Below are 20,981 nucleotides of genomic sequence, written 5' to 3' on the forward strand. Positions count from 1 at the left end.
GCCATGTTTGAAATCAACCCGGTCAAAAACCGTATTCAGGACCTCAGTGAGCGCAGCGACGTTCTTCGGGGGTATCTTTGACTACGATGCCAAGAAAGAACGCCTCGAAGAAGTAAACGCCGAGCTGGAACAGCCCGATGTCTGGAACGAACCTGAGCGTGCTCAGGCGCTGGGCAAAGAGCGCTCCTCGCTGGAAGCGATCGTGCAGACGCTGGATCAGATGTCGCAGGGCCTGGAAGATGTGCAGGGTCTGCTTGAACTGGCGGTAGAAGCGGAAGACGAAGAGACTTTCGACGAAGCGGTTGCCGAGCTGGATGTCCTTGAGGGCAAGCTGGGCGAGCTGGAATTCCGCCGCATGTTCTCTGGCGAGTATGACAGCGCCGACTGCTACATCGATCTGCAGGCGGGTTCCGGCGGCACCGAAGCGCAGGACTGGGCCAGCATGCTGATGCGTATGTATCTGCGTTGGGCTGAAGCCAAAGGCTTCAAAACCGAAATTATCGAAGAGTCTGAAGGTGAAGTTGCAGGCATTAAATCTGTGACCATCCGCGTGTCAGGCGACTACGCCTTTGGCTGGTTACGTACAGAAACGGGCGTGCATCGCCTGGTGCGTAAGAGCCCGTTTGACTCCGGCGGCCGTCGTCACACCTCATTCAGCTCCGCCTTTATCTATCCGGAAGTGGATGACGATATTGATATCGACATCAACCCAGCCGATCTGCGCATTGACGTCTATCGCGCGTCAGGGGCGGGCGGCCAGCACGTTAACCGGACGGAATCTGCGGTACGTATTACCCATATTCCAACCGGTACCGTCACCCAGTGTCAGAATGACCGTTCTCAGCACAAGAACAAAGATCAGGCGATGAAGCAGATGAAAGCGAAGCTGTACGAGCTTGAGATGCAGAAGAAAAACGCTGAGAAACAGGCGCTGGAGGACAACAAGTCCGACATCGGCTGGGGAAGTCAGATCCGTTCTTACGTTCTCGATGATGCACGCATCAAAGATCTGCGCACTGGCGTAGAGACGCGTAACACCCAGGCGGTGCTGGACGGCGACCTGGATCGATTCATTGAAGCTAGTTTAAAAGCAGGGTTATAAGGAACCGACATGTCTGAACAACAACCGCAGAGCGCTGATGCCGCCGTTGAGTTAAATAACGAACTGAAAGCGCGTCGCGAAAAGCTGAGCGTGCTGCGTGCAAATGGCGTGGCGTTTCCTAACGATTTTCGTCGTGACAGCCTCTCAAACCAGCTGCATGAGAGCTATGGCGAGAAGAGCAACGAAGAGCTTGAAGATCTCGGCATCGAAGTCAGCGTTGCCGGACGTATGATGACCCGTCGTATCATGGGTAAAGCCTCTTTCGTGACCCTGCAGGATGTGGGTGGCCGGATTCAGCTTTACGTCTCGCGTGACGATCTGGCTGAAGGCATCTACAACGAGCAGTTCAAAAAGTGGGATCTCGGCGATATCCTGGGCGCGCGCGGCAAACTGTTCAAAACCAAAACCGGCGAACTGTCGATTCACTGTTCTGAACTGCGCCTGCTGACCAAAGCACTGCGTCCGCTGCCGGACAAGTTCCACGGCCTGGCCGATCAGGAAACGCGCTACCGTCAGCGTTACCTTGATCTCATCGCCAACGAGGAGTCGCGTAACACCTTCAGAATTCGTTCGCAGATCATGGCCGGCATTCGCCAGTTCATGGTGGGCCGCGACTTTATGGAAGTGGAAACCCCGATGATGCAGGTGATCCCTGGCGGCGCGTCTGCGCGTCCGTTCATCACCCATCACAATGCGCTGGATATCGACATGTATCTGCGTATCGCTCCAGAGCTTTATCTGAAGCGTCTGGTGGTGGGCGGATTCGATCGCGTGTTCGAGATCAACCGTAACTTCCGCAACGAAGGTATTTCGCCACGTCATAACCCAGAGTTCACCATGATGGAACTCTATATGGCTTATGCGGATTACAAAGATCTGATCGAGCTGACCGAAAGCCTGTTCCGTACGCTGGCGCAGGATGTGCTGGGCAGCACCGTGGTGCCTTACGGCGAGCAGGAGTTTGATTTCGGTAAGCCGTTTGAAAAACTGACCATGCGTGAAGCGATCAAGAAATACCGTCCGGAAACGGATCTGGCCGATCTGGAAGACTTTGATAAAGCGGTGGCGATTGCTCAATCACTGCACATCAAGGTTGAGAAAAGCTGGGGTCTGGGCCGCGTCGTAACCGAAATCTTTGAAGAGACCGCTGAAGCGCATCTGATTCAGCCGACCTTCATCACTGAATATCCGGCTGAAGTCTCTCCGCTGGCCCGTCGTAACGACGAGAACCCGGAAATCACCGATCGCTTTGAGTTCTTCATTGGCGGTCGTGAAATCGGTAACGGCTTCTCTGAGCTGAACGATGCGGAAGATCAGGCTGAGCGTTTCCTGCAGCAGGTGAATGCCAAAGATGCTGGCGACGACGAAGCGATGTTCTACGACGAAGACTATGTCACCGCACTGGAGCACGGTCTGCCGCCAACCGCCGGTCTGGGTATCGGTATTGACCGTATGGTGATGCTGTTTACCAACAGCCACACTATCCGCGATGTGATTCTGTTCCCGGCACTGCGTCCAGGCAGCAAGTAATCGTTATGAGTCGCTGTCAGGCCTGATCTTCAGGCCTGACAGCGTGATGACAAAGCCGAATCAGAGTGAATTTGGCAGCAACTGATAAACTCACGGCACAGGGAACACGGTCAGAAGAGGAAAGCGTCCCGCGAATGGACAAAAACGCCGGGAGCGTTTTTGAACAACGCAAAGCGTTGGCCCGGGCTACGGGCGCACCTCAGGGATGAGGTGCGTAATCGCGTGGGCCGAGCGGTCATGGATGACAGTTTTTGCGTCTTTCCGATCTGACCGTGTTACCTGTGCAGGCTCGGTCTTACAGCGAACCAGGCCCGACTTTGTCACCAAGCTTAAGGCCGGAAATTCCGGCCTTTTTTACATCTGTTCGTTCAGCAGATATCAGGATTTAATCGCCTGATCCAGCCAGGTCTGAAACCGTGCATAGGGCACATAGAGCGCAACGTTCTTATAGAGTGTCTTACCGCTGACATTGTCGTTGATGTTATTGCTGTAGCCAATAATCACGCCCGCCAGCGTATCATCAGAGGCGTTATAGACTGCGCCGCCCGACATCCCTTTAACCACCCCCGCATTCGCCGCCACCACGACGCAGTCCGGCTTATTCCAGCTGTTCGCCAGCGTGGTATTGATCAGGTTCTGCCCGCTGGAACTGACCGGCATGGCCGAAATAAAACTGTAGCCGTAGAGATTGACCTGATCGCCGATGTGGCTGTTACGAAAGTTGGGTGGCAGGTTCATTTCGCTGTTTTTGTGGTAGACCACGGCCAGATCGCATTGCGGATGCCAGGCTTTGACCCGGTAAAGCGAAAACTTTGCCACATGTGCGGCGGTCAGGCTGTACTCCGGCGTCAGTGGGATGGTGGTACCGAGCGTGCCTAAACCCAGCACGGTGGGAATGCCGGTCACGGTCATATCCACCCGTTTTTCAGCTTCTTTACTGTACTCATAATGACCTACCGAGCAACCGGTTAAGCCAAACACCATTAAGGCTATGAGTCGTTGCATTCTCTCTCCCTGCGTCAGAAGTTGATCACATCACCTGGCAATTGATTAGGGATATATCGGCAACGTTAAGGATTTATTAATTAAATACGCACTAAAAAGCGTAACGGGTTCGCGGGAAATGACAACCTGACCCTGGGTCATGCGCGCTTTAACGGGCTTAGCCAGCAGGCTGACAAAGCCATTTGTTCCGGCAAAGCGGCAGGATTATTGCGGCCCCGGCAATAATCCTTTGCTGCGCGCAGGCTATGTCGCGCATCAGCACTGTGCTGTAATGCTCACCGTGACGCAGATCAAATTTTAATAAGCGTCGAGGGGCTGCGCGTCTGTGCAGTTCACCTGCAAATGATATTGGGAGAGTGTTATGCCTGTAGCATTAATGGCGCTGGCGTTGAGTGCGTTCGCCATCGGAACCACTGAGTTTGTCATTATGGGATTGCTGCCGGAGGTGGCGCGTGACCTTCAGGTGTCAATTCCGTCGGCGGGCTGGCTGATTAGCGGCTACGCGCTGGGCGTGGCGATTGGTGCGCCGATTATGGCGCTACTCACCGCCAGGCTGCCGCGTAAAAAAACGCTGATTCTGCTGATGGTGATATTTATTGTCGGCAACCTGCTGTGTGCGCTGGCTTACAACTATAACCTGCTGATGCTGGCACGCATCGTCACCGCGCTTTGTCACGGTGCCTTCTTCGGTATTGGCGCGGTGGTCGCCGCCAGTCTGGTGCCAGCCGGTCGTCAGGCTTCCGCTGTCGCACTGATGTTCACCGGACTGACCTTAGCCAACGTGCTGGGCGTTCCGCTGGGAACCAGTTTCGGACAGATGTTTGGCTGGCGAGCCACCTTCTGGGGCGTGGCTGTGATTGGCGTGCTGGCGTTTATCGCCCTGATCGTGAGTCTGCCCAACAATAAACAGGAAAAGCCGGTTCACCTGGCGAGTGAAATTGGGGCACTGGCCAACGGGAAACTGTGGCTGTCGCTGCTGATGACGGTGTTCTTTGCCGCGGCGATGTTTGCGCTGTTCAGCTACATTGCGCCGCTGCTGCTAGAGGTGACGGGCATCAGCGATCGCGGCGTCAGCTGGACGCTGTTCCTGATTGGCGCAGGCCTGACGGTCGGTAACATTCTTGGCGGCAAACTGGCCGACTGGAAAGTCTCCTTTAGCCTGATCCTCAGCTTCTCCCTGATCGCCATCTTCTCGCTGCTGTTCAGCTGGACCAGCCATGCGCTGTGGCTGGCAGAGATCACCCTGTTCCTGTGGGCGATGGCGACCTTTGCGACGGTGCCGGGCCTGCAGATCAACGTGGTACGTCATGGCAAAGAGGCGCCTAACCTGGTCTCAACCCTGAACATTTCGGCGTTTAACGTGGGCAATGCGCTGGGTGCCTGGGTCGGCGGTGCGGTGATTGGCCGTGGATATGGCCTGACGGCGGTGCCGGTTGCTGCCGCTGCGCTGGCGGCAATCGGCCTGCTGATCTGTCTGATCACCTTCCGCAAATCGGGCCGCGCAACCGCCAGGGTTCGCGCTTAAGCCAGGCGGGCGGCGATGCGTGCCGGAAAGTCAGCCACCTGCCGTTGCAGATGGCTGACAAAGGCATCGACCAGCGCCGATGCAGGGCGGTGCTGCGGCCTCACCAGGCTGACGGTAAACGGAACCGCCACGCTGAACTTACGCATCACCACACCGCTGTCGGCGTAATCCAGCGCCGTCAGCGGATTCACAATTGAAATGCCCACGCCCGCTCTGACCATGGCGCACACCGAAGCGGCACTGTGCGTCTCCATCACCAGCCGCCGCTCGACGCCCTGCTCATGAAACAGCGCATCCAGCAACTGACGATAGCTGTCACTGCGCGACAGGCTCACATACTGTTCGCCCGCAAAATCGTGCGGCGTCAGCTCTGAACGCTGACTCAGAGGGTGATTCTGAGGCAATACGCATACTTCATCGCAGGTCAGCAGGGCGAGACGGTCAGTGCCGGCCGGAGCGTGCTGGGTTTCGGTTAAGCCGATATCGTAGCGCTGTGCTGACAGCCACTCCTCCAGCAGCGGCGACTCCTGTGGAATCACATTCAGGCTCACATCCGGGTAGCGCTGTAAAAAGGGCTGACACAGTGGTGGCAGCAGCGACTGCGAAAAAACGGGCAGGCAGGCGATCGACAGCTCACCCTGACGGAACTGGCGCAGTCCTTCAGCCGCTTCCATGATGCGATCCAGTCCGTACCAGGATCGCTGCACCTCTTCGAAAAGACGCAATCCCTGCACCGTCGGTTGCAGGCGACCACGAACCCGTCCGAACAACTCTAATCCCAGCTGCTGCTCCAGGCGTGCCAGCTCCCGGCTCACCGTCGGCTGTGAGGTGTGCAGCAGTGTCGCGGCCTGAGTCAGATTGCCGCTAGTCATCACCGCATGAAAAATCTCGATATGCCGCCAGTTAATGTTCGCCACGCACCCTTCCTATATCCATTCTGCATAGATGCTATTAAAACAGATATTTTTCGCTATGACACGATTCTGGCTTAATGCAGCTATTGCCACAGGAGAATTGCCATGCCACGTTCCTTACAGAGTACCGAAACCGCACTCAGCGCCGCTAACCTGCTGCCGCTGGCACGCCGCTACACCGGGCCATTCTGGGCTTATGATGCGCAGATTATTCAGGCGCGTATTGCCCAGCTGCAGGCATTTGATGTGGTGCGCTTTGCGCAGAAGGCCTGCTCGAATACGCATATCCTGCGCCTGATGCGCGCAGCAGGCGTGAAAGTGGACTCGGTATCGCTGGGTGAGATCGAACGTGCGCTGGCCGCGGGTTACCAGCCTGGCGGTGATGAGATCGTCTTTACCGCGGATCTGTTCGATCAGCCGACGCTGGAGCGGGTGACCGCGTTAAAGGTGCCGGTTAATGCCGGATCGATCGATATGCTGCATCAGCTCGGCGCGGTCTCACCGGGACATGCGGTGTGGCTGCGGGTCAATCCTGGTTTTGGTCACGGCCACAGTCAGAAAACCAATACCGGTGGCGAAAACAGCAAGCACGGGATCTGGCATGCCGATTTAGCCGAGGCGCTGGCGGCGATTAAACAGCACGGCTTGCAGCTGGTGGGCATTCATATGCATATCGGCTCAGGCGTCGATTATGCGCATCTGCAGCAGGTCTGTGATGCGATGGTTGAACTGGTGATGGCGTCGGGTCAGGATCTGACCGCGATCTCTGCGGGCGGCGGCCTCTCTGTGCCTTATCGCTATGGCGAAGAGGCGATCGATACCGATCACTATTTCGGCCTGTGGGATGCAGCGCGGCAGCGTATCGCTCAGCATCTGGGTCACGCGATAAAGCTGGAGATCGAACCGGGCCGTTTCCTGGTGGCCGAGGCCGGTGTGCTGGTCTCTCAGGTTCGGGCGGTTAAGTCGATGGGCAGCCGTCACTTCGTGCTGGTCGATGCCGGTTTCAGTGACCTCATGCGTCCCTCCATGTATGGCAGCTATCACCATATCTCGCTGATGGCGGGCGATGAGCGGGCCATTGATGAGCAGCAGACTATCGACACGGTGGTCGCTGGCCCGCTGTGCGAATCGGGTGATGTTTTTACCCAGCTGGAGGGCGGCATGGTCGAACCACGCGCGATTCCGGCGGCAAAGGTTGGCGATTACCTGGTCTTCCACGACACCGGTGCTTACGGTGCATCCATGTCCTCTAACTACAACAGCCGTCCGCTGATCCCGGAAGTGCTGTTTGAGCAGGGCCAGCCGCGCGAGATCCGCCGCGCGCAGACTATTGAGTCGCTACTGGCACTGGAAATCAGCTAATCACCTCGCTCAGGCGGCCGGCGCGCCGCCTGTCAGCCATAGATCTCTTTGCGCAGCATGACCAGCTCCTCTGCCAGCTCGCGGCACAGCATTGCATTCATCAGATGATCCTGCGCATGCACCAGAATCAGCGTGACCGGCAATTTTCCGCTTCCCTCGTCTGCACCAATCAACGCGGTCTGAATTTTATGTGCCGCTTTTGCCGCGGTATCTGAAGCTGCCAGCGCCGCGTCAGCCCCGGTCCAGTCGCGTTTGCGCGCACACTGAATCGCCATCATCGCCGACGAACGGGCTTCCCCTGCATTGATCAGCAATTCCATCATGGTCTGTTCGTAATCCATAACGCCTCCGCTATTGGTATGCCAAATTGGCCGTTTTAATCATACTGGAATGCCAATAAGCGTTTCCGGGAGGCTCGTCACAGAAAAAACCGAGGGGATTCGTCATTTTGGTATGCCACTAACAGGGAAGACCATGACGATTACAGGAATACCGATCTTACATCTCTGAGGGTTGATCATGTCTCTACAGGACCGCCTTATCGATTCCCTGGGCAGCTTTGCTACCCGCTTTAACAGTTATCGCTACATCATGGCGATTAAAGCCTCATTCATTACCCTGATGCCGGTGATCATTGTTGGCGCCTTCTCGGTATTGATCTCTAACATGGTGCTGGACAGCAAAAATGGCCTTGCCAGCTTTGCCGCCCTGGCTTTTTTAGCTGACCTCAAGCCCATCACCAGCAGTATCAATTACGCTACGCTCAGCTTTCTCAACATTGGTGCGGTGTTCCTGATTGGTATTGAGCTTGGGCGCATCAACGGTATAAAAACGCTGTTTCCCGGCCTGCTGGCGATCATCTGCTTTGTATCCGTAACGCCGACCACCTTACAGATGATGGTCGATGGGCAGATGCACCTGGTCACCGACGTGCTGGCCAAACAATTCTCCGATACCAAAAGCCTGTTTCTCGGCATGTTTATCGCCATTCTGTCGGTAGAGATCTACTGCCGCCTCGAACAGGTTGAACGGCTGAAAATCAAAATGCCCGACACGGTGCCGCCCAATGTGGCCGCCTCTTTCTCCGCGCTGATCCCCTCAATCATCACCGTGACGCTGATAGCGACTTTTGGCTTTATCTTCCATCGCGTCACCGGCATGTACCTTTACGACGCGGTATACCAGGTGGTGCAGCAGCCGCTGGAGTCGGTGGTGCAGAGCCTGTGGGGCATTCTGATTCTGATGTTCGTTGCCCAGCTGTTCTGGGTGATTGGTATTCACGGCAATCAGATGGTGAAGCCGATCCGTGAGCCGCTGTTGCTGGGCGCGATTATGGTCAACATGACCGCTTTTGAGCAGGGAAAAGAGGCACCGAACATCATCACCATGCCGTTCTGGGATGTTTATATGAGCATCGGCGGCTCCGGCCTGACCATCGGGCTGCTCACCGCCGTGATGCTGGCAACGCGACGCAAAGAGATGCGTGAAATCGCCAAACTGTCGTTCGGGCCAGGCATTTTCAATATCAACGAGCCGGTTATATTTGGTATGCCGATTATGCTTAACCCGATCCTGGCTATCCCTTTCATCATCACACCGCTAGTGACAGGTTCTATCGGTTACTTCGCTACGGTGATGGGATTTGCCGGGAAAGCCGTGGTGATGGTGCCATGGACCACGCCTCCGATTATCAATGCCTGGCTGTCAACGGCCGGATCGATGGGTGCGGTGGTGACGCAGATCGTCTGCATTCTGGTGTCAGTACTTATCTATCTGCCATTTGTGAAAGTCGCAGCCCGCCGCGCGGATGCAGCAGAAGCAGCGGAAGCAAAGAGCCTGCAACCTGAGCTGAACCCCAACCGAACGGAGGTGTTATGAGTCGTCAGACTGTCCATATACCTGAGAATTTCATTCTGGGAGCTGCTGCCTCCGCCTGGCAGACGGAAGGCTGGAGCGGAAAAAAAGCGGGGCAGGACTCCTGGCCTGACGCCTGGTATCAGCAGGATCGTCACGTCTGGCACAACGGCTACGGCCCGGCGGTTGCCACCGACTTTATCAACCGCTTTAGTGAGGATGTGGCGCTGATGAAGGCCAGCGGGCTGACCCACTACCGCACTTCGATCAACTGGTCGCGTTTCCTGATCGATTACGAAACCGCTACGGTCGATGAGGAGTACGCGGCTTACTATGACCGGCTCATTGATGAAATGCAGCGCCAGGGCATTGAACTGATGCTCTGTCTGGAGCATTACGAGCTGCCCGCCACGCTGCTGGACCAGTATGGCGGCTGGCAGTCAAAGCATGTCGTTGAACTCTTTATCCGTTATGTCGAACAGGTGTTTAAACGCTATGCCGGTCGGGTCACGCGCTGGTTTGTGTTTAACGAGCCGATTGTGGTGCAGACCCGCGTCTATCTCGACGCGCTGCGCTGGCCTTATGAGCAGAACACCCATAAATGGATGCAGTGGAACCACCACAAGAATCTTGCTACCGCCCGGGTAGTGCAGCTGTTCCGCGCGGCAGGCTATGCCGGTCGCATTGGTACCATACTCAATCCGGAAGTCACCTATCCGCGATCGTCAGCCCCGCACGACCAGAAAGCGGCGCATATTTATGACCTGTTCTACAACCGGGTGTTTCTCGATCCCGCCATTAAAGGCGAGTATCCGGCGGAGCTGCTGGCGCTGCTTGATAAGCATCAGATTGAGTGGGAAACCACCCCGGAAGAGCTGGCGATTATTGCCGCCAATACCGTCGATGAAGTCGGGCTTAATCTCTACTATCCGCATCGCGTGAAGGCACCGTCCCGCGCCTGGCATCCCGAGACTCCCTTTCATCCAGCCTGGTATTACGAACACTTTGAACTGCCGGGGCGACGTATGAACCCTTCGCGCGGCTGGGAAATTCAGCCTGAAATTATCTGGGATATGGCGCAGCGGATGCGCGATGAGTACGGCAATATCCCGTGGTTTGTGGCGGAAAGCGGTATGGGAATTGAGAACGAAGCGCAGTTCAAAAATGCCGACGGGGAGATTCAGGACGATTACCGCATCGCATTTATCAGCGAGCACCTGCATCAGGCGATACGCGCCAGTCAGGCGGGTATTAACTGTCAGGGCTACATGCTGTGGGCGTTTACCGACAATGTCTCGCCAATGAATGCCTTTAAAAATCGCTATGGTCTTATCGAAATCGACTTAGATAAGCAGCGTCAGCGCCGTATGAAGAAATCTGCCCACTGGTTCCGTACGCTGCGCGACACGCAGCAATTTACTCTGTGGCTTGATGATGAGCCGAAATAACGCGAGGAAACGAGCATGAAACGAATTGTTCTGGCCTGTGCTGCGGGCATGTCGACCTCAATGGTGGTGACGCGGATGGAAAAGGAGGCTGCCGCTCGCGGACTGGCATTTCAGATCTACGCCATTCCGGAGCAAAATCTGCGTGAAGAGCTGCAAAACTACGGCAACGAGGTGGTGGTCGTGCTGCTGGGGCCACAGGTGCGCTTCAAACTGGAGGAGAACAGAAAACTCACCGACAGCTATCAGTTGCCCATCGCGGTGATCGATACGGTTGCTTACGGCACGCTGAATGGTGCAAAGGTACTCGATCAGGCGCTGGCTTTGATACACTGAGCCCCAGTTTGCGAGCCAGCCTCTCCGGTTCGCGGGCATTGTCGCGCAGGGAACCGCGGCAATGCCGTTAGCGCATTGATTGCAAAGGGTGACAGTGTGGACAAAGCCGAAGCGCCGCAAGAAAAAAAGCAGTATCAGGAAATTGGTCAGCACCTGCGTCAGCAGATCTGTGACGGGCACTATCCGGTGGGATCGCGCCTGCCGCCTGAACGTCAGCTGGCTGAAACCTGGGGCGTCAGCCGGACCATCGTGCGCGAGGCATTATTGATGCTGGAGCTGGAAGGTACGGTGGATATCCGCCAGAGCTCCGGCGTCTATGTGATGCGTATTCCTTCCGCCAGTGATGACGAAGAAGAGGCCTTCTTCCGCAGCGACGTTGGCCCGTTTGAAATGCTACAGGCACGTCAGTTGCTGGAGAGCAATATTGCAGCCTTTGCCGCAAAAATGGCGACCAAAGCGGACATTGAAAATCTGCGCCGAACGCTGGAACAGGAGCAGCGTGCTATCGCCGCCAACGACAGCAGTCAGGACAACGACAAGTTGTTTCATCTGCTGCTGGCGGGTGCCAGTCAGAACCAGATGCTGCTCGATACCGTCACCAGTATCTGGCGACATCATGACAGCAGCCCGCTCTGGCAGCAGCTGCGCCCGCAGTTTGAAACCCGCGCCTATCGCCTGAAGTGGCTCGGCGATCACCAGACAATCCTGGCCGCTCTGCGTCGGCGTGATGTGATGGGGGCCTGGCAATCCACCTGGCAGCACCTTGAGAACGTCAAGAATACGCTGCTGGAGCTTTCCGACGCCGATGCGCCTGACTTTGATGGCTACCTGTTTGATTCAGTCCCGATCTTTCAGGGGAAACTGATGTGATTGAGATTGTATCGCTCAGCGATGCCCCCCAATTTGCCGATCAGATCATCGACTGGCAGTGGCGCGCATTTGGTGAAGCCACCAGCCGGGCGTTCTTTGCCAGTGTGGTGAACAGCAGCCTTATCGGTGCTGATTTTCCAGTGACTTTCGTTGCCGTGGAGGCGGGCAGGGCAGTCGGCACGGTGGGATTCTGGCGCTGCGACCTGATCAGCCGTCAGGATCTTTTCCCCTGGCTGGCGGCGCTCTATGTTGATGAGTCGGTGCGCGGCAAAGGTGTCAGTCAAGCGCTGCAGCAGCATGTCATCGCCTATGCACAGGCACGGGGCTATCCACAGTTGTGGTTATGGTCAACGTTTGAGGGTTACTACGAACGTTATGGCTGGCTGCCACAGGGTGAAGCGCTGGAGTATCCCGCTAAGCCGGTAAAACTCTATTATCGCGACCTGTAAGAGATGCCAGCCGCCATCGCGGCAGCTGGCAACAGAGCGCTCAGGGAGCCGGATAGGTATAACGACGGTGGATCGCCTCAATGCCTTCCAGGATCTCTGCATTTAAGGTCAGATTGAAGCTGTCGATATTGATCTGCAACTGTTCAGGCGTGGTAGCGCCCAGCAGCGTGCTGGCCACAAACGGCTGCTGACGCACATAGGCCAGGGCCATCTGCGACGGGTCAATCTGATGCTGCTGAGCCAGTGCCACATATTCGGCAATCGCCTTTTGTGACTGCTCACCGCTGTAGCGGGTAAAGCGGCTGAACAACGTGTTGCGTGCGCCCGCAGGCTGCGCGCCATTCAGGTATTTGCCGCTCAGCGTTCCAAACGCCAGGCTGGAATACGCCAGCAGCTCTACGCCTTCATGCTGGCTGATTTCGGCCAGACCCACTTCAAAGCTGCGGTTCAGCAGGCTGTAGGGATTCTGAATGCTGATAATGCGCGGCAGCTCATGCTTCTCCGCCAGCTGCAGATAGCGCATCACGCCCCACGCGGTTTCGTTCGACACCCCGATATAGCGGATCTTACCGGCGCGCACCTGTTCGGTCAGCGCTTCCAGCGTCTCCAGCAGCGTCACCTGAGCAGTGGTTTCGCTGTACTGATAGCCGAGCTTGCCAAAATAGTTGGTCTGACGCTGTGGCCAGTGCAGCTGGTAGAGGTCAAGGTAGTCAGTATTCAGGCGTTTCAGGCTGGCATCGAGTGCTGCGCGGATATTTTTACGGTCCAGCGCCATATCCGGGCGAATCGACGCATCATTGCCACGTGAAGGCCCGGCCACTTTACTGGCCAGAATGATTTTGTCGCGGCTGCCGCGCTGTTTAAGCCAGCTGCCAATATATTGTTCGGTCAGACCCTGGGTTTCCGGACGCGGGGGCACCGGATACATCTCGGCAGTATCAATAAAGTTGATGCCGGAACGGATAGCTAAATCCAGTTGAGCATGGGCGTCGGCTTCGCTGTTCTGTTCGCCAAACGTCATGGTGCCCAACCCCAGCTGACTCACTTCCAGCGTGCTGTGGGGAATACGATGATAGTGCATTGCCAGCTTCCTTTTCTTTATGGAATGGAATGTTGTGTCCTCAGGGACTATAGCGCGAGCAATGGCGGGGAAGGAAGGGGGAAAAGTCGGGGAAATAACCTGCCAGCCGGGAATGGGTGGCAGGTGATTAAATCGGGCACTTAACGTTCAATGATCGTAGAAACCTCATCGCTGTTAATCTGCACCATATGACCCGTCTGGTCAGTGTACTCCACCAGGCCGGTCTCTTTATCAATGCTCGGCTTGCCTTCGGTCATGATCATCCGGCCATCTTTGGTCGCCATGACATAATCAGAACTGCATCCACTTAAGAATGCGGCGGTTACCATCACCAGTGCTACTCCTGCCAACCCTTTCATCACGCCTAATCCTCACAAATGGTCAAGTGCAAACAGTGTAGTAATAAATGGTTTTGCCGGCAGGGTTAATCGTATGAATCTGAAAATAACCGGGCGAGCAGGCTCGCCCTTGACTTTATCAGGCGTGCTTTTTCTTACTGCGCATCAGGTTAAGACACTCAACCGCCATTGAGAAGAACATAGCGAAATAAATGTAACCTTTTGGTACGTGGACCGCAAAACTCTCCAGGATCAGCGTGAAGCCGACCAGAATCAGGAAAGAGAGAGCCAGCATTTTCACTGACGGATGGCGGTCAACAAACTCACCGATCGCGCGCGCAGCGAACATCATCATCAGCACGGCAATAACCACCGCCGCCATCATAATGAACAGATGATCGGAGAGGCCGATGGCCGTGATCACCGAGTCGAGGCTGAAAATAATGTCGAGCATCATGATCTGCACAATCGCACCCAGGAAGGAATGGACGCGGGTGTTGTGTTCGCCTTCGCTGCCTTCGATCGTTTCATGGATCTCCATGCTCGATTTCCACAGCAGGAACAGTCCGCCAAACAGCAGAATCAGATCGCGCGCCGAGAACGCATGATCCATCAGCGTAAAGAGCGGGTTAGTCAGACGGGCTACCCACGCGATAGAAGCCAGCAGGCCAAGACGCATCAGCATCGCGCCCATCAGACCAATGCGACGTGCGCTGGCTTGCTGGTGTTTTGGCAGTTTAGCGACCACCAGCGACAGGAAAATGATGTTATCAATACCCAGCACCACCTCAAGGATGGTCAGGGTGCCCAGCGCCAGCCAGGCGTTGGGATCGGAAATCCACTCAAACATACCGACATTTAATCCTAAACGAAAAGTAAACGGCGATTATACGCATTCATTTCGCCGATCTCCCACAAAATTGCGACACATCAACGCGGGTGGCGACGTTCAGAGGAGAAAATGACGCGCCAGCAGGGGCCCGGTGAAGCTTTTCTTCAGGTAGAAACCGCGCGGCAGCGTCATGATTGGCTGGCCCTGATCGCCGATTCCTTCTGTCAGCGCTTTGCTATTGGCGGCTTTGGGCCGTATTTGCAGCCAGGCACCATGTCGCGCGGTAATCTGCTCTACGCGACCCAGCACAATCATATCCATCAGCTCTTCCCAGTCCTGTCGCAGCATCTCATCTTCTTCCGCATCGGGGCTCCATAACAGCGGCGCGCCGACACGGCGTTCCCGCAGCGGAATCTCACGCCCGCCTTCAACCGGGATCCACAATACCCGCGCCAGCTTGTGGCGCACATGGCTGGTGAGCCAGGTCACGCCGCTGTTGCCGGTCAGAGGTGCCACGCAGACAAAGGTGGTTTCCAGCGGCTTACCCTGCGCATCAATCGGGATAGTTTTCAGTTCGATACCCAGATGGGCAAAGTCCTGCTCCGCTTTGCTGCCTGCGCTGGCACCAAGATGCCACTCCAGCAGCATGCCGACCCAGCCCTTGTCGCGTTTGAGATCCGCAGGCATGGGCAGACCGGCGCGCGCGGCCAGGGTTTCCAGGGTTAAACCGGCTAAATCCTGCGCGCGTGCCAGCAGGCTGGCTTCATCTTCAGGTGGTCCTGGCTGGTAACTCATGGTGAACACTCGCAATGATTAAAATTTGTACAGCAGCGGGTGAGTCACGTTTCTCACATAAATAATCCGCGTCAGGGATCGATAATAACATGATAGATCGTGCTTTTTTTAGCGGATTGCACGCTCGCCGCCCCAGGTGCTTCAGGGTTATCCCAGCTTACCCGCAACAATGAACAGGATCTCCAGCCCGGTTATCCACAGAAAAATGGGATAACCACCGTCTGAGTGCGGTACTGGTTCCATTTACAGCCTTGACTTTTCACGATCTGGCCATAATTTCGCCGCTCTGGCCTAACCCTGAGCGATTATCTGTGGATAAAAAGCAGTGTGCTTATATTTTAAGCAATTGTCAGTTGCCATGAAAATATTCACTATTTATAAAAGATTTACCGGTAAGGTTTTCGATTTAATTTCATTAAAAATCAGATGGATGTGTTGCTGTCTCATTTTGGCTCTTCAGCGCGCACGGAAAAGGTTATTCAGATAACTCCCGCGTTCTGCACAAAGCTATCCACAGAAAAGGTGAATAAGATCGATCTTTTTCTCGGTCATTGTTTATAACTTTGCCATTTTCTGTGAGTTATCCCGGCGATGATGGCTTAACCCCCCATGAATCCAGTGGTTTACCGCCTGTAAGGAGTGTGAAACAATCAGCTCATTCAAATTTTGCTTTGAGGTAGTCCGGTGATCGATGATGATGGCTACCGCCCGAATGTTGGTATCGTAATCTGTAACCGGCAGGGACAAGTGTTATGGGCCAGGCGCTTTGGACAGCACTCCTGGCAATTTCCTCAGGGAGGCATCAATCCCGGTGAAACCGCAGAACAGGCGATGTATCGCGAACTGTTCGAAGAAGTCGGATTACACCGGAAAGATGTTCGAATACTTGCTTCTACCCGTAACTGGTTACGTTACAAGTTGCCAAAACGTTTGGTGCGTTGGGACACAAAGCCGGTATGTATCGGCCAGAAACAAAAGTGGTTTCTTCTGCAGTTAATGTGTAATGACGCGGATATCAATGTGCAGCACAGCAGCACGCCCGAGTTCGATGGCTGGCGCTGGGTCAGTTTCTGGTATCCGGTGCGTCAGGTTGTCTCCTTTAAGCGCGACGTTTATCGTCGGGTGATGAAGGAATTCGCTGGCGTGGTGATGTCTATGCAGGAGAGTGCGGGGCAGCGAAATAATCCTGCCCATCGACGTAAGAGAGGATAGGCCACGCCCTTTATGCTCACTCAGTTGCGCGAAATTGTAGAAAAAGTGGCGAGTGCGCCGCGTCTCAATGAAGCACTCGACATCCTGGTTAATGAGATCTGTCTGGCGATGGATACGGAAGTCTGTTCCGTTTACCTCGCCGACCACGATCGTCACTGCTACTACCTGATGGCGACGCGCGGACTTAAAAAACCGCGTGGCCGCACCGTGACCCTGGCGTTTGACGAGGGGATCGTCGGTTTAGTGGGCCGTCTGGCCGAACCGATTAACCTTGCTGACGCCCAGAGTCATCCCAGCTTTAAATATATCCCCGCAGTGAAAGAGGAGCGCTACCGCTCCTTCCTCGGCGTGCCGATTATCAGCCGTCGCCAGTTACTGGGCGTGCTGGTGGTGCAGCAGCGCGAGCACCGTCAGTTTGATGAAAGCGAAGAGTCGTTTCTGGTCACCCTTGCCACCCAGATGGCGGCATTGCTGTCGCAGTCGCAGATGGCTCAACTATTTGGTCAGTTCCGGCAGACGCGGGTGCGCGCAATTGCAGCTGCGCCTGGCGTGGCGGTAGCACCGGGCTGGGTAGATGAGACGCAGCCACTGCTCGATCAGGTTTCGGCTGCCTCAACGCTGGATGTTCATCGCGAACGTGAGCGTCTGTCGCTCGCCATGAGTGAAGCCACCAGTGAATTTCGTCGCTTCAGTAAACGCTTCAGCGCCAGCGCTCAGAAAGAGAGTGCGGCCATTTTCGACCTTTACTCTCACCTGTTAACCGATGCCCGACTGAAAAAAGATCTGTTCGATGAGATCGAACGCGGATCGGTCGCCGAATGGGCAGTGAAACAGGTCATCGAGAAGTTTGCTGAACAGTTTGCCAGCCTGACGGACACCTACCTGCGTGAACGCGCAGGCGATCTGCGGGTGCTGGGTCAGCGCCTGCTGTTTCACCTTGACGATACGCTGGTCGGGACCAATGCCTGGCCGGAACGCTTTGTGCTGGTGGCCGATGAGCTGACCGCCACCACTTTAGCTGAGCTGCCGCATGAGCGGCTGGCGGGCGTGGTGGTGCGTGACGGCGCAGCCAACTCCCATGCGGCGATTCTGACCCGCGCGATGGGGATCCCGACGGTCATGGGCGCTGACATCCAGCCTCATCAGCTCAACAAACGTTTGCTGATCGTCGATGGGTATCGCGGTGAGCTGTTGATCGATCCCGAGCCGGTGCTGGTGCAGGAGTACCAGCGTTTGATCAGCGAAGAGAATGCGCTGAGCAAAATGGCCGAAGGCGTGGTCGATCAGCCCGGTGAGCTGAAAAGCGGCGAGCGCGTGCAGGTGATGCTGAATGCCGGCTTAAGTCCGGAGCATGAGCAGACGCTGGGCAACTGGGTAGATGGCATCGGTCTCTACCGCACCGAAATCCCGTTTATGCTGCAGAACGGCTTCCCGTCGGAAGAGGAGCAGGTGGCACAGTATCAGGGCATGTTACAGCTGTTTCACAACAAGCCTGTGACGCTGCGTACCCTGGATGTGGGGGCAGATAAACAGCTACCCTACATGCCTATCAGTGAAGAGAATCCCTGTCTGGGCTGGCGCGGCATCCGCCTGACGCTTGACCAGCCGGAAATTTTCCTGGTGCAGGTGCGCGCGATGCTGCGTGCCAACGCCGCATCCGGCAACCTCAGTATTCTGCTGCCGATGATCAGCCATATCGATGAGATCGACGAAGCGAAAAAGCTGATCGATCGCGCAGGACGCGAAGTCGAAGAGATGCTGGGCTATACGATCCCCGCGCCGCGCATCGGCATCATGATTGAAGTGCCGTCGATGCTGTTTATGATCCCGCATCTGGCGTCGCGGGTCGATTTTGTCTCGGTTGGCACCAACGATCTGACCCAGTATCTGCTGGCGGTGGATCGCAACAACACCCGCGTGGCCAATCTCTACGACTCGCTGCATCCGGCGATGCTGCGTGCACTGAATACGATTGCGCAGGAAGCCCGTCTGGCCAATCTGGAATTGTGCCTGTGTGGTGAAATGGCCGGCGATCCAATGTGCGTGGCGCTGCTGGTCGGGCTGGGGTATCACCATCTCAGCATGAACGGCAAAAACGTACCACGGGTGAAATACCTGCTGCGCCATCTGGATCACGAAGAAGCGCAGCAACTCAGCGAGCAGGGTATGAATGCTCATACCGCCACCGAGGTTCGTCATCTGGTCTCGACCTTTATGGAGCGTCGCGGGCTGGGCGGTTTAATCCGCGGCGGTCGCTAAGCGCGACTTCAGGCTATTTTATTTGCCATTCTGGCCCTGGGCAGTGCTCACACAGGCTGCTTTAGCAACCTGAACGCCCGTCAGGGCGGCCCTGAAGGGGCGAGCACAGCGAGTAATCCTCACGTACTATGTGTACGCTCCGGTTGTTGCGCGCTGTCCGTGACCAGTCTGGCTGCAACAATATACGCCTGACGGGTCAGACTCTGGGCGTTATCCGCGTTTACATTTGCGGGACAATTCACAAAACCGGCTGTGCTATGATGCGCAGCCTTAATTTATGTGCCTGACAACGCCCCTTTTCAGGGTAGAAAAATAGACGGTGAATGATGAATAACGGCTATATTGCATTTCCGCAGTTCGATCCGGTGATCTTCTCGATTGGACCGGTTTCGCTTCACTGGTACGGTCTGATGTATCTGGTGGGCTTTGTTTTCGCCATGTGGCTGGCTGTCCGCCGCGCCAATCAGCCGGGCAGCGGCTGGAAAAAAGAGGAAGTGGAGAACCTGCTTTATGCCGGTTTCCTGGGGGTCTTCCTGGGTGGACGCATCGGCTATGTGCTGTTCTACAACTTACCGCTGTTCCTGGAAAATCCACTCTATCTGTTTAAAGTCTGGGATGGCGGCATGTCGTTCCACGGTGGCCTCATCGGGGTGATTGTCGTCATGCTGGTCTTTGCCCGCCGCACCCGACGTAATTTCTTCCAGGTGGCTGATTTCATCGCGCCGCTGATCCCGTTCGGTCTGGGTGCCGGTCGTCTCGGCAACTTCATTAACGGTGAGCTCTGGGGCCGTGTCGATCCGGGCTTCCGCTATGCCATGCTGTTCCCTGGCTCCCGCAGCGAAGATGTCGCGCTGGCCGCCACCAATCCGCAATACCAGGCGCTGCTCAACACCTACGGCGTGCTGCCGCGTCATGCTTCGCAGCTCTATGAACTGGTGCTGGAAGGGATAGTGCTGTTTATCATCCTGAATCTGTTTATTCGTAAGCCACGCCCGATGGGCAGCGTCTCTGGCCTGTTCCTGATTGGCTATGGCGCCTTCCGTATTATCGTTGAGTTTTTCCGCCAGCCGGATGCCCAGCTTGGCCTGTTTGAAGGCGGAATCAGTATGGGACAGATCCTCTCTGTGCCAATGATTATTGCCGGTATTATTATGATGATCTGGGCGTATCGTCGTCGCCCGCAGCCACAATTTCGCGAGGAAAAATGAAACAGTATCTGGATTTAATGCAACATGTGCTGCACGAAGGCACGCCAAAAGCTGACCGTACCGGCACCGGTACGCTTTCAATTTTTGGTCACCAGATGCGTTTCAATCTGCAGGATGGTTTTCCGCTGGTCACCACCAAGAAATGTCATATCCGCTCGATTATTCATGAGCTGCTGTGGTTTCTGAAAGGCGATACCAACATCGGTTATCTCAAAGAAAACAACGTCTCCATCTGGGATGAGTGGGCGGATGAGAATGGCGATCTCGGCCCGGTGTATGGCAAACAGTGGCGCAGCTGGGGAACGGCCAGCGGCCAGGAGATTGACCAGTTAAGCCAGGTGATGGAGCAGCTGAAGCGCGATCCCGACTCACGCCGGATTATCGTTTCTGCCTGGAACGTCGGCGAGCTGAGCGAGATGGCGCTGGCTCCTTGCCACGCGTTCTTCCAGTTCTACGTGGCGGACGGCAAACTCTCCTGCCAGCTCTATCAGCGCTCGTGCGACATCTTCCTGGGCCTGCCGTTTAACATCGCCAGCTATGCGTTGCTGGTACATATGGTGGCGCAGCAGTGCGATCTGCAGGTGGGCGACTTCGTCTGGACCGGCGGTGATACCCACCTCTACAGTAATCATCTGGAGCAGGCGCGCCTGCAGCTGACCCGCGAACCGCGTCCGCTGCCATCACTTGTTATCAAACGCAAACCGGCGTCGCTGTTTGACTATCAGTTCGAAGATTTTGAGATTGAAGGCTACGATCCGCATCCCGCGATCAAAGCCCCTGTCGCCATCTGATTCGCGATAAAAGATAACGCCCTGGCTTCATCGCCGGGGCTTTTTTTTACCCGCAAACCGGTAAATCTGCGGC

20 protein-coding genes are annotated in these 20,981 nt (G+C 55.8%); 13 read left to right on the top strand and 7 right to left on the bottom strand.

Features of this window, described 5'->3' with window-relative positions; all coding sequences use genetic code 11:
- The first annotated feature begins 3 nt into the window (after positions 1-3).
- Both prfB and lysS read left to right on the top strand, forming a co-directional pair.
- Positions 4-1,102 (top strand): peptide chain release factor 2 gene (gene prfB / locus OK409_RS17870; RefSeq protein ID WP_099257461.1). Its coding sequence is split into 2 segments (ribosomal slippage): positions 4-78 and positions 80-1,102, totalling 1,098 coding nucleotides; the frame shifts between segments, so codons are not numbered across the junction.
- A gap of 9 nt (positions 1,103-1,111) precedes the next feature.
- Entirely contained in the window at positions 1,112-2,632 is a 1,521-nt protein-coding gene (gene lysS / locus OK409_RS17875; protein WP_010248682.1) for a lysine--tRNA ligase, read from the top strand.
- Between the two features lie 378 nt (positions 2,633-3,010).
- Here the strand turns inward: lysS and OK409_RS17880 are convergent, their stop codons facing one another.
- Complete coding sequence (locus tag OK409_RS17880) at positions 3,011-3,637, bottom strand: serine protease (RefSeq protein WP_090965821.1); 627 nt, start codon at positions 3,635-3,637, stop codon at positions 3,011-3,013.
- Between the two features lie 361 nt (positions 3,638-3,998).
- Between OK409_RS17880 and OK409_RS17885 the strand changes: the two genes are divergently transcribed.
- Complete coding sequence (locus tag OK409_RS17885) at positions 3,999-5,162, top strand: MFS transporter (protein ID WP_033785642.1); 1,164 nt, start codon at positions 3,999-4,001, stop codon at positions 5,160-5,162.
- On the opposite strand, the gene OK409_RS17890 is transcribed toward OK409_RS17885, so the two are convergent.
- Entirely contained in the window at positions 5,159-6,079 is a 921-nt protein-coding gene (locus OK409_RS17890) for a LysR family transcriptional regulator (RefSeq protein ID WP_033769922.1), read from the bottom strand. The two genes, OK409_RS17885 and OK409_RS17890, sit on opposite strands and share 4 nt — an antisense overlap.
- Before the next feature lie 102 nt (positions 6,080-6,181).
- Here OK409_RS17890 and lysA point away from each other — a divergent pair, with 102 nt between their 5' ends.
- Positions 6,182-7,438 (top strand): diaminopimelate decarboxylase, encoded by a 1,257-nt coding sequence (gene lysA, locus OK409_RS17895; RefSeq protein WP_033758716.1) that lies wholly within the window; start codon positions 6,182-6,184, stop codon positions 7,436-7,438.
- Between the two features lie 32 nt (positions 7,439-7,470).
- Here the strand turns inward: lysA and OK409_RS17900 are convergent, their stop codons facing one another.
- On the bottom strand, positions 7,471-7,779 hold the full coding sequence (locus tag OK409_RS17900; protein ID WP_010671044.1) for a PTS lactose/cellobiose transporter subunit IIA: 309 nt from the start codon (positions 7,777-7,779) through the stop codon (positions 7,471-7,473).
- A 178-nt stretch (positions 7,780-7,957) separates the two neighbouring features.
- Here OK409_RS17900 and OK409_RS17905 point away from each other — a divergent pair, with 178 nt between their 5' ends.
- The 5 genes from OK409_RS17905 (at position 7,958) to OK409_RS17925 (ending at position 12,392) form a co-directional block, all read left to right on the top strand.
- On the top strand, positions 7,958-9,316 hold the full coding sequence (locus OK409_RS17905) for a PTS sugar transporter subunit IIC (protein ID WP_010248669.1): 1,359 nt from the start codon (positions 7,958-7,960) through the stop codon (positions 9,314-9,316).
- Positions 9,313-10,740, top strand: coding sequence for a glycoside hydrolase family 1 protein (locus OK409_RS17910; RefSeq protein WP_010671043.1), 1,428 nt, complete (start codon positions 9,313-9,315; stop codon positions 10,738-10,740). Before OK409_RS17905 ends, OK409_RS17910 begins: the two co-directional genes overlap by 4 nt.
- 15 nt (positions 10,741-10,755) lie before the next feature.
- Positions 10,756-11,073 (top strand): PTS sugar transporter subunit IIB, encoded by a 318-nt coding sequence (locus tag OK409_RS17915; RefSeq protein WP_010248665.1) that lies wholly within the window; start codon positions 10,756-10,758, stop codon positions 11,071-11,073.
- Positions 11,074-11,169: 96 nt separating this feature from the next.
- Positions 11,170-11,943, top strand: a complete 774-nt coding sequence (locus OK409_RS17920) for an FCD domain-containing protein (RefSeq protein WP_010248663.1) — start codon at positions 11,170-11,172, stop codon at positions 11,941-11,943.
- The gene (locus tag OK409_RS17925; protein ID WP_167430391.1) at positions 11,940-12,392 is read left to right on the top strand and encodes a GNAT family N-acetyltransferase; all 453 of its coding nucleotides are present in this window, start codon (positions 11,940-11,942) and stop codon (positions 12,390-12,392) included. Before OK409_RS17920 ends, OK409_RS17925 begins: the two co-directional genes overlap by 4 nt.
- Positions 12,393-12,432: 40 nt before the next feature.
- Here OK409_RS17925 and OK409_RS17930 read toward each other — a convergent pair whose 3' ends face one another.
- From OK409_RS17930 to mutH, 4 genes are all read right to left on the bottom strand, one after another.
- Entirely contained in the window at positions 12,433-13,473 is a 1,041-nt protein-coding gene (locus OK409_RS17930) for an NADP(H)-dependent aldo-keto reductase (RefSeq protein ID WP_010248659.1), read from the bottom strand.
- A 140-nt stretch (positions 13,474-13,613) separates the two neighbouring features.
- Complete coding sequence (locus OK409_RS17935; protein WP_003853956.1) at positions 13,614-13,832, bottom strand: YgdI/YgdR family lipoprotein; 219 nt, start codon at positions 13,830-13,832, stop codon at positions 13,614-13,616.
- A gap of 118 nt (positions 13,833-13,950) precedes the next feature.
- Positions 13,951-14,661, bottom strand: coding sequence for a TerC family protein (locus OK409_RS17940; protein ID WP_010248654.1), 711 nt, complete (start codon positions 14,659-14,661; stop codon positions 13,951-13,953).
- A gap of 99 nt (positions 14,662-14,760) precedes the next feature.
- Entirely contained in the window at positions 14,761-15,438 is a 678-nt protein-coding gene (gene mutH / locus OK409_RS17945; RefSeq protein ID WP_010248652.1) for a DNA mismatch repair endonuclease MutH, read from the bottom strand.
- 684 nt (positions 15,439-16,122) lie between these two features.
- Between mutH and rppH the strand changes: the two genes are divergently transcribed.
- From rppH to thyA, 4 genes are all read left to right on the top strand, one after another.
- The gene (rppH, locus tag OK409_RS17950; protein WP_009087042.1) at positions 16,123-16,650 is read left to right on the top strand and encodes an RNA pyrophosphohydrolase; all 528 of its coding nucleotides are present in this window, start codon (positions 16,123-16,125) and stop codon (positions 16,648-16,650) included.
- A gap of 12 nt (positions 16,651-16,662) precedes the next feature.
- The gene (gene ptsP / locus OK409_RS17955; RefSeq protein WP_010248647.1) at positions 16,663-18,909 is read left to right on the top strand and encodes a phosphoenolpyruvate--protein phosphotransferase; all 2,247 of its coding nucleotides are present in this window, start codon (positions 16,663-16,665) and stop codon (positions 18,907-18,909) included.
- Between the two features lie 326 nt (positions 18,910-19,235).
- The gene (gene lgt, locus OK409_RS17960; RefSeq protein ID WP_010248645.1) at positions 19,236-20,117 is read left to right on the top strand and encodes a prolipoprotein diacylglyceryl transferase; all 882 of its coding nucleotides are present in this window, start codon (positions 19,236-19,238) and stop codon (positions 20,115-20,117) included.
- Positions 20,114-20,908, top strand: coding sequence for a thymidylate synthase (gene thyA, locus OK409_RS17965; RefSeq protein WP_010248642.1), 795 nt, complete (start codon positions 20,114-20,116; stop codon positions 20,906-20,908). The genes lgt and thyA overlap by 4 nt, the downstream gene beginning before the upstream one ends.
- Positions 20,909-20,981 lie beyond the last annotated feature (73 nt).

The sequence above is a fragment of the Pantoea sp. RG18 genome (assembly GCF_025910075.1).
Classification (GTDB): domain Bacteria; phylum Pseudomonadota; class Gammaproteobacteria; order Enterobacterales; family Enterobacteriaceae; genus Pantoea; species Pantoea agglomerans.

Coding starts and splice junctions, on each gene's coding strand:
- lysS (WP_010248682.1), top strand. CDS start 1,112: ATGTCTGAACAACAACCGCAGAGCGCTGATGCCGCCGTTGAGTTAAAT.
- OK409_RS17880 (WP_090965821.1), bottom strand. CDS start 3,637: ATGCAACGACTCATAGCCTTAATGGTGTTTGGCTTAACCGGTTGCTCG.
- OK409_RS17885 (WP_033785642.1), top strand. CDS start 3,999: ATGCCTGTAGCATTAATGGCGCTGGCGTTGAGTGCGTTCGCCATCGGA.
- lysA (WP_033758716.1), top strand. CDS start 6,182: ATGCCACGTTCCTTACAGAGTACCGAAACCGCACTCAGCGCCGCTAAC.
- OK409_RS17900 (WP_010671044.1), bottom strand. CDS start 7,779: ATGGATTACGAACAGACCATGATGGAATTGCTGATCAATGCAGGGGAA.
- OK409_RS17905 (WP_010248669.1), top strand. CDS start 7,958: ATGTCTCTACAGGACCGCCTTATCGATTCCCTGGGCAGCTTTGCTACC.
- OK409_RS17910 (WP_010671043.1), top strand. CDS start 9,313: ATGAGTCGTCAGACTGTCCATATACCTGAGAATTTCATTCTGGGAGCT.
- OK409_RS17915 (WP_010248665.1), top strand. CDS start 10,756: ATGAAACGAATTGTTCTGGCCTGTGCTGCGGGCATGTCGACCTCAATG.
- OK409_RS17930 (WP_010248659.1), bottom strand. CDS start 13,473: ATGCACTATCATCGTATTCCCCACAGCACGCTGGAAGTGAGTCAGCTG.
- OK409_RS17935 (WP_003853956.1), bottom strand. CDS start 13,832: ATGAAAGGGTTGGCAGGAGTAGCACTGGTGATGGTAACCGCCGCATTC.
- OK409_RS17940 (WP_010248654.1), bottom strand. CDS start 14,661: ATGTTTGAGTGGATTTCCGATCCCAACGCCTGGCTGGCGCTGGGCACC.
- mutH (WP_010248652.1), bottom strand. CDS start 15,438: ATGAGTTACCAGCCAGGACCACCTGAAGATGAAGCCAGCCTGCTGGCA.
- ptsP (WP_010248647.1), top strand. CDS start 16,663: ATGCTCACTCAGTTGCGCGAAATTGTAGAAAAAGTGGCGAGTGCGCCG.
- lgt (WP_010248645.1), top strand. CDS start 19,236: ATGAATAACGGCTATATTGCATTTCCGCAGTTCGATCCGGTGATCTTC.
- thyA (WP_010248642.1), top strand. CDS start 20,114: ATGAAACAGTATCTGGATTTAATGCAACATGTGCTGCACGAAGGCACG.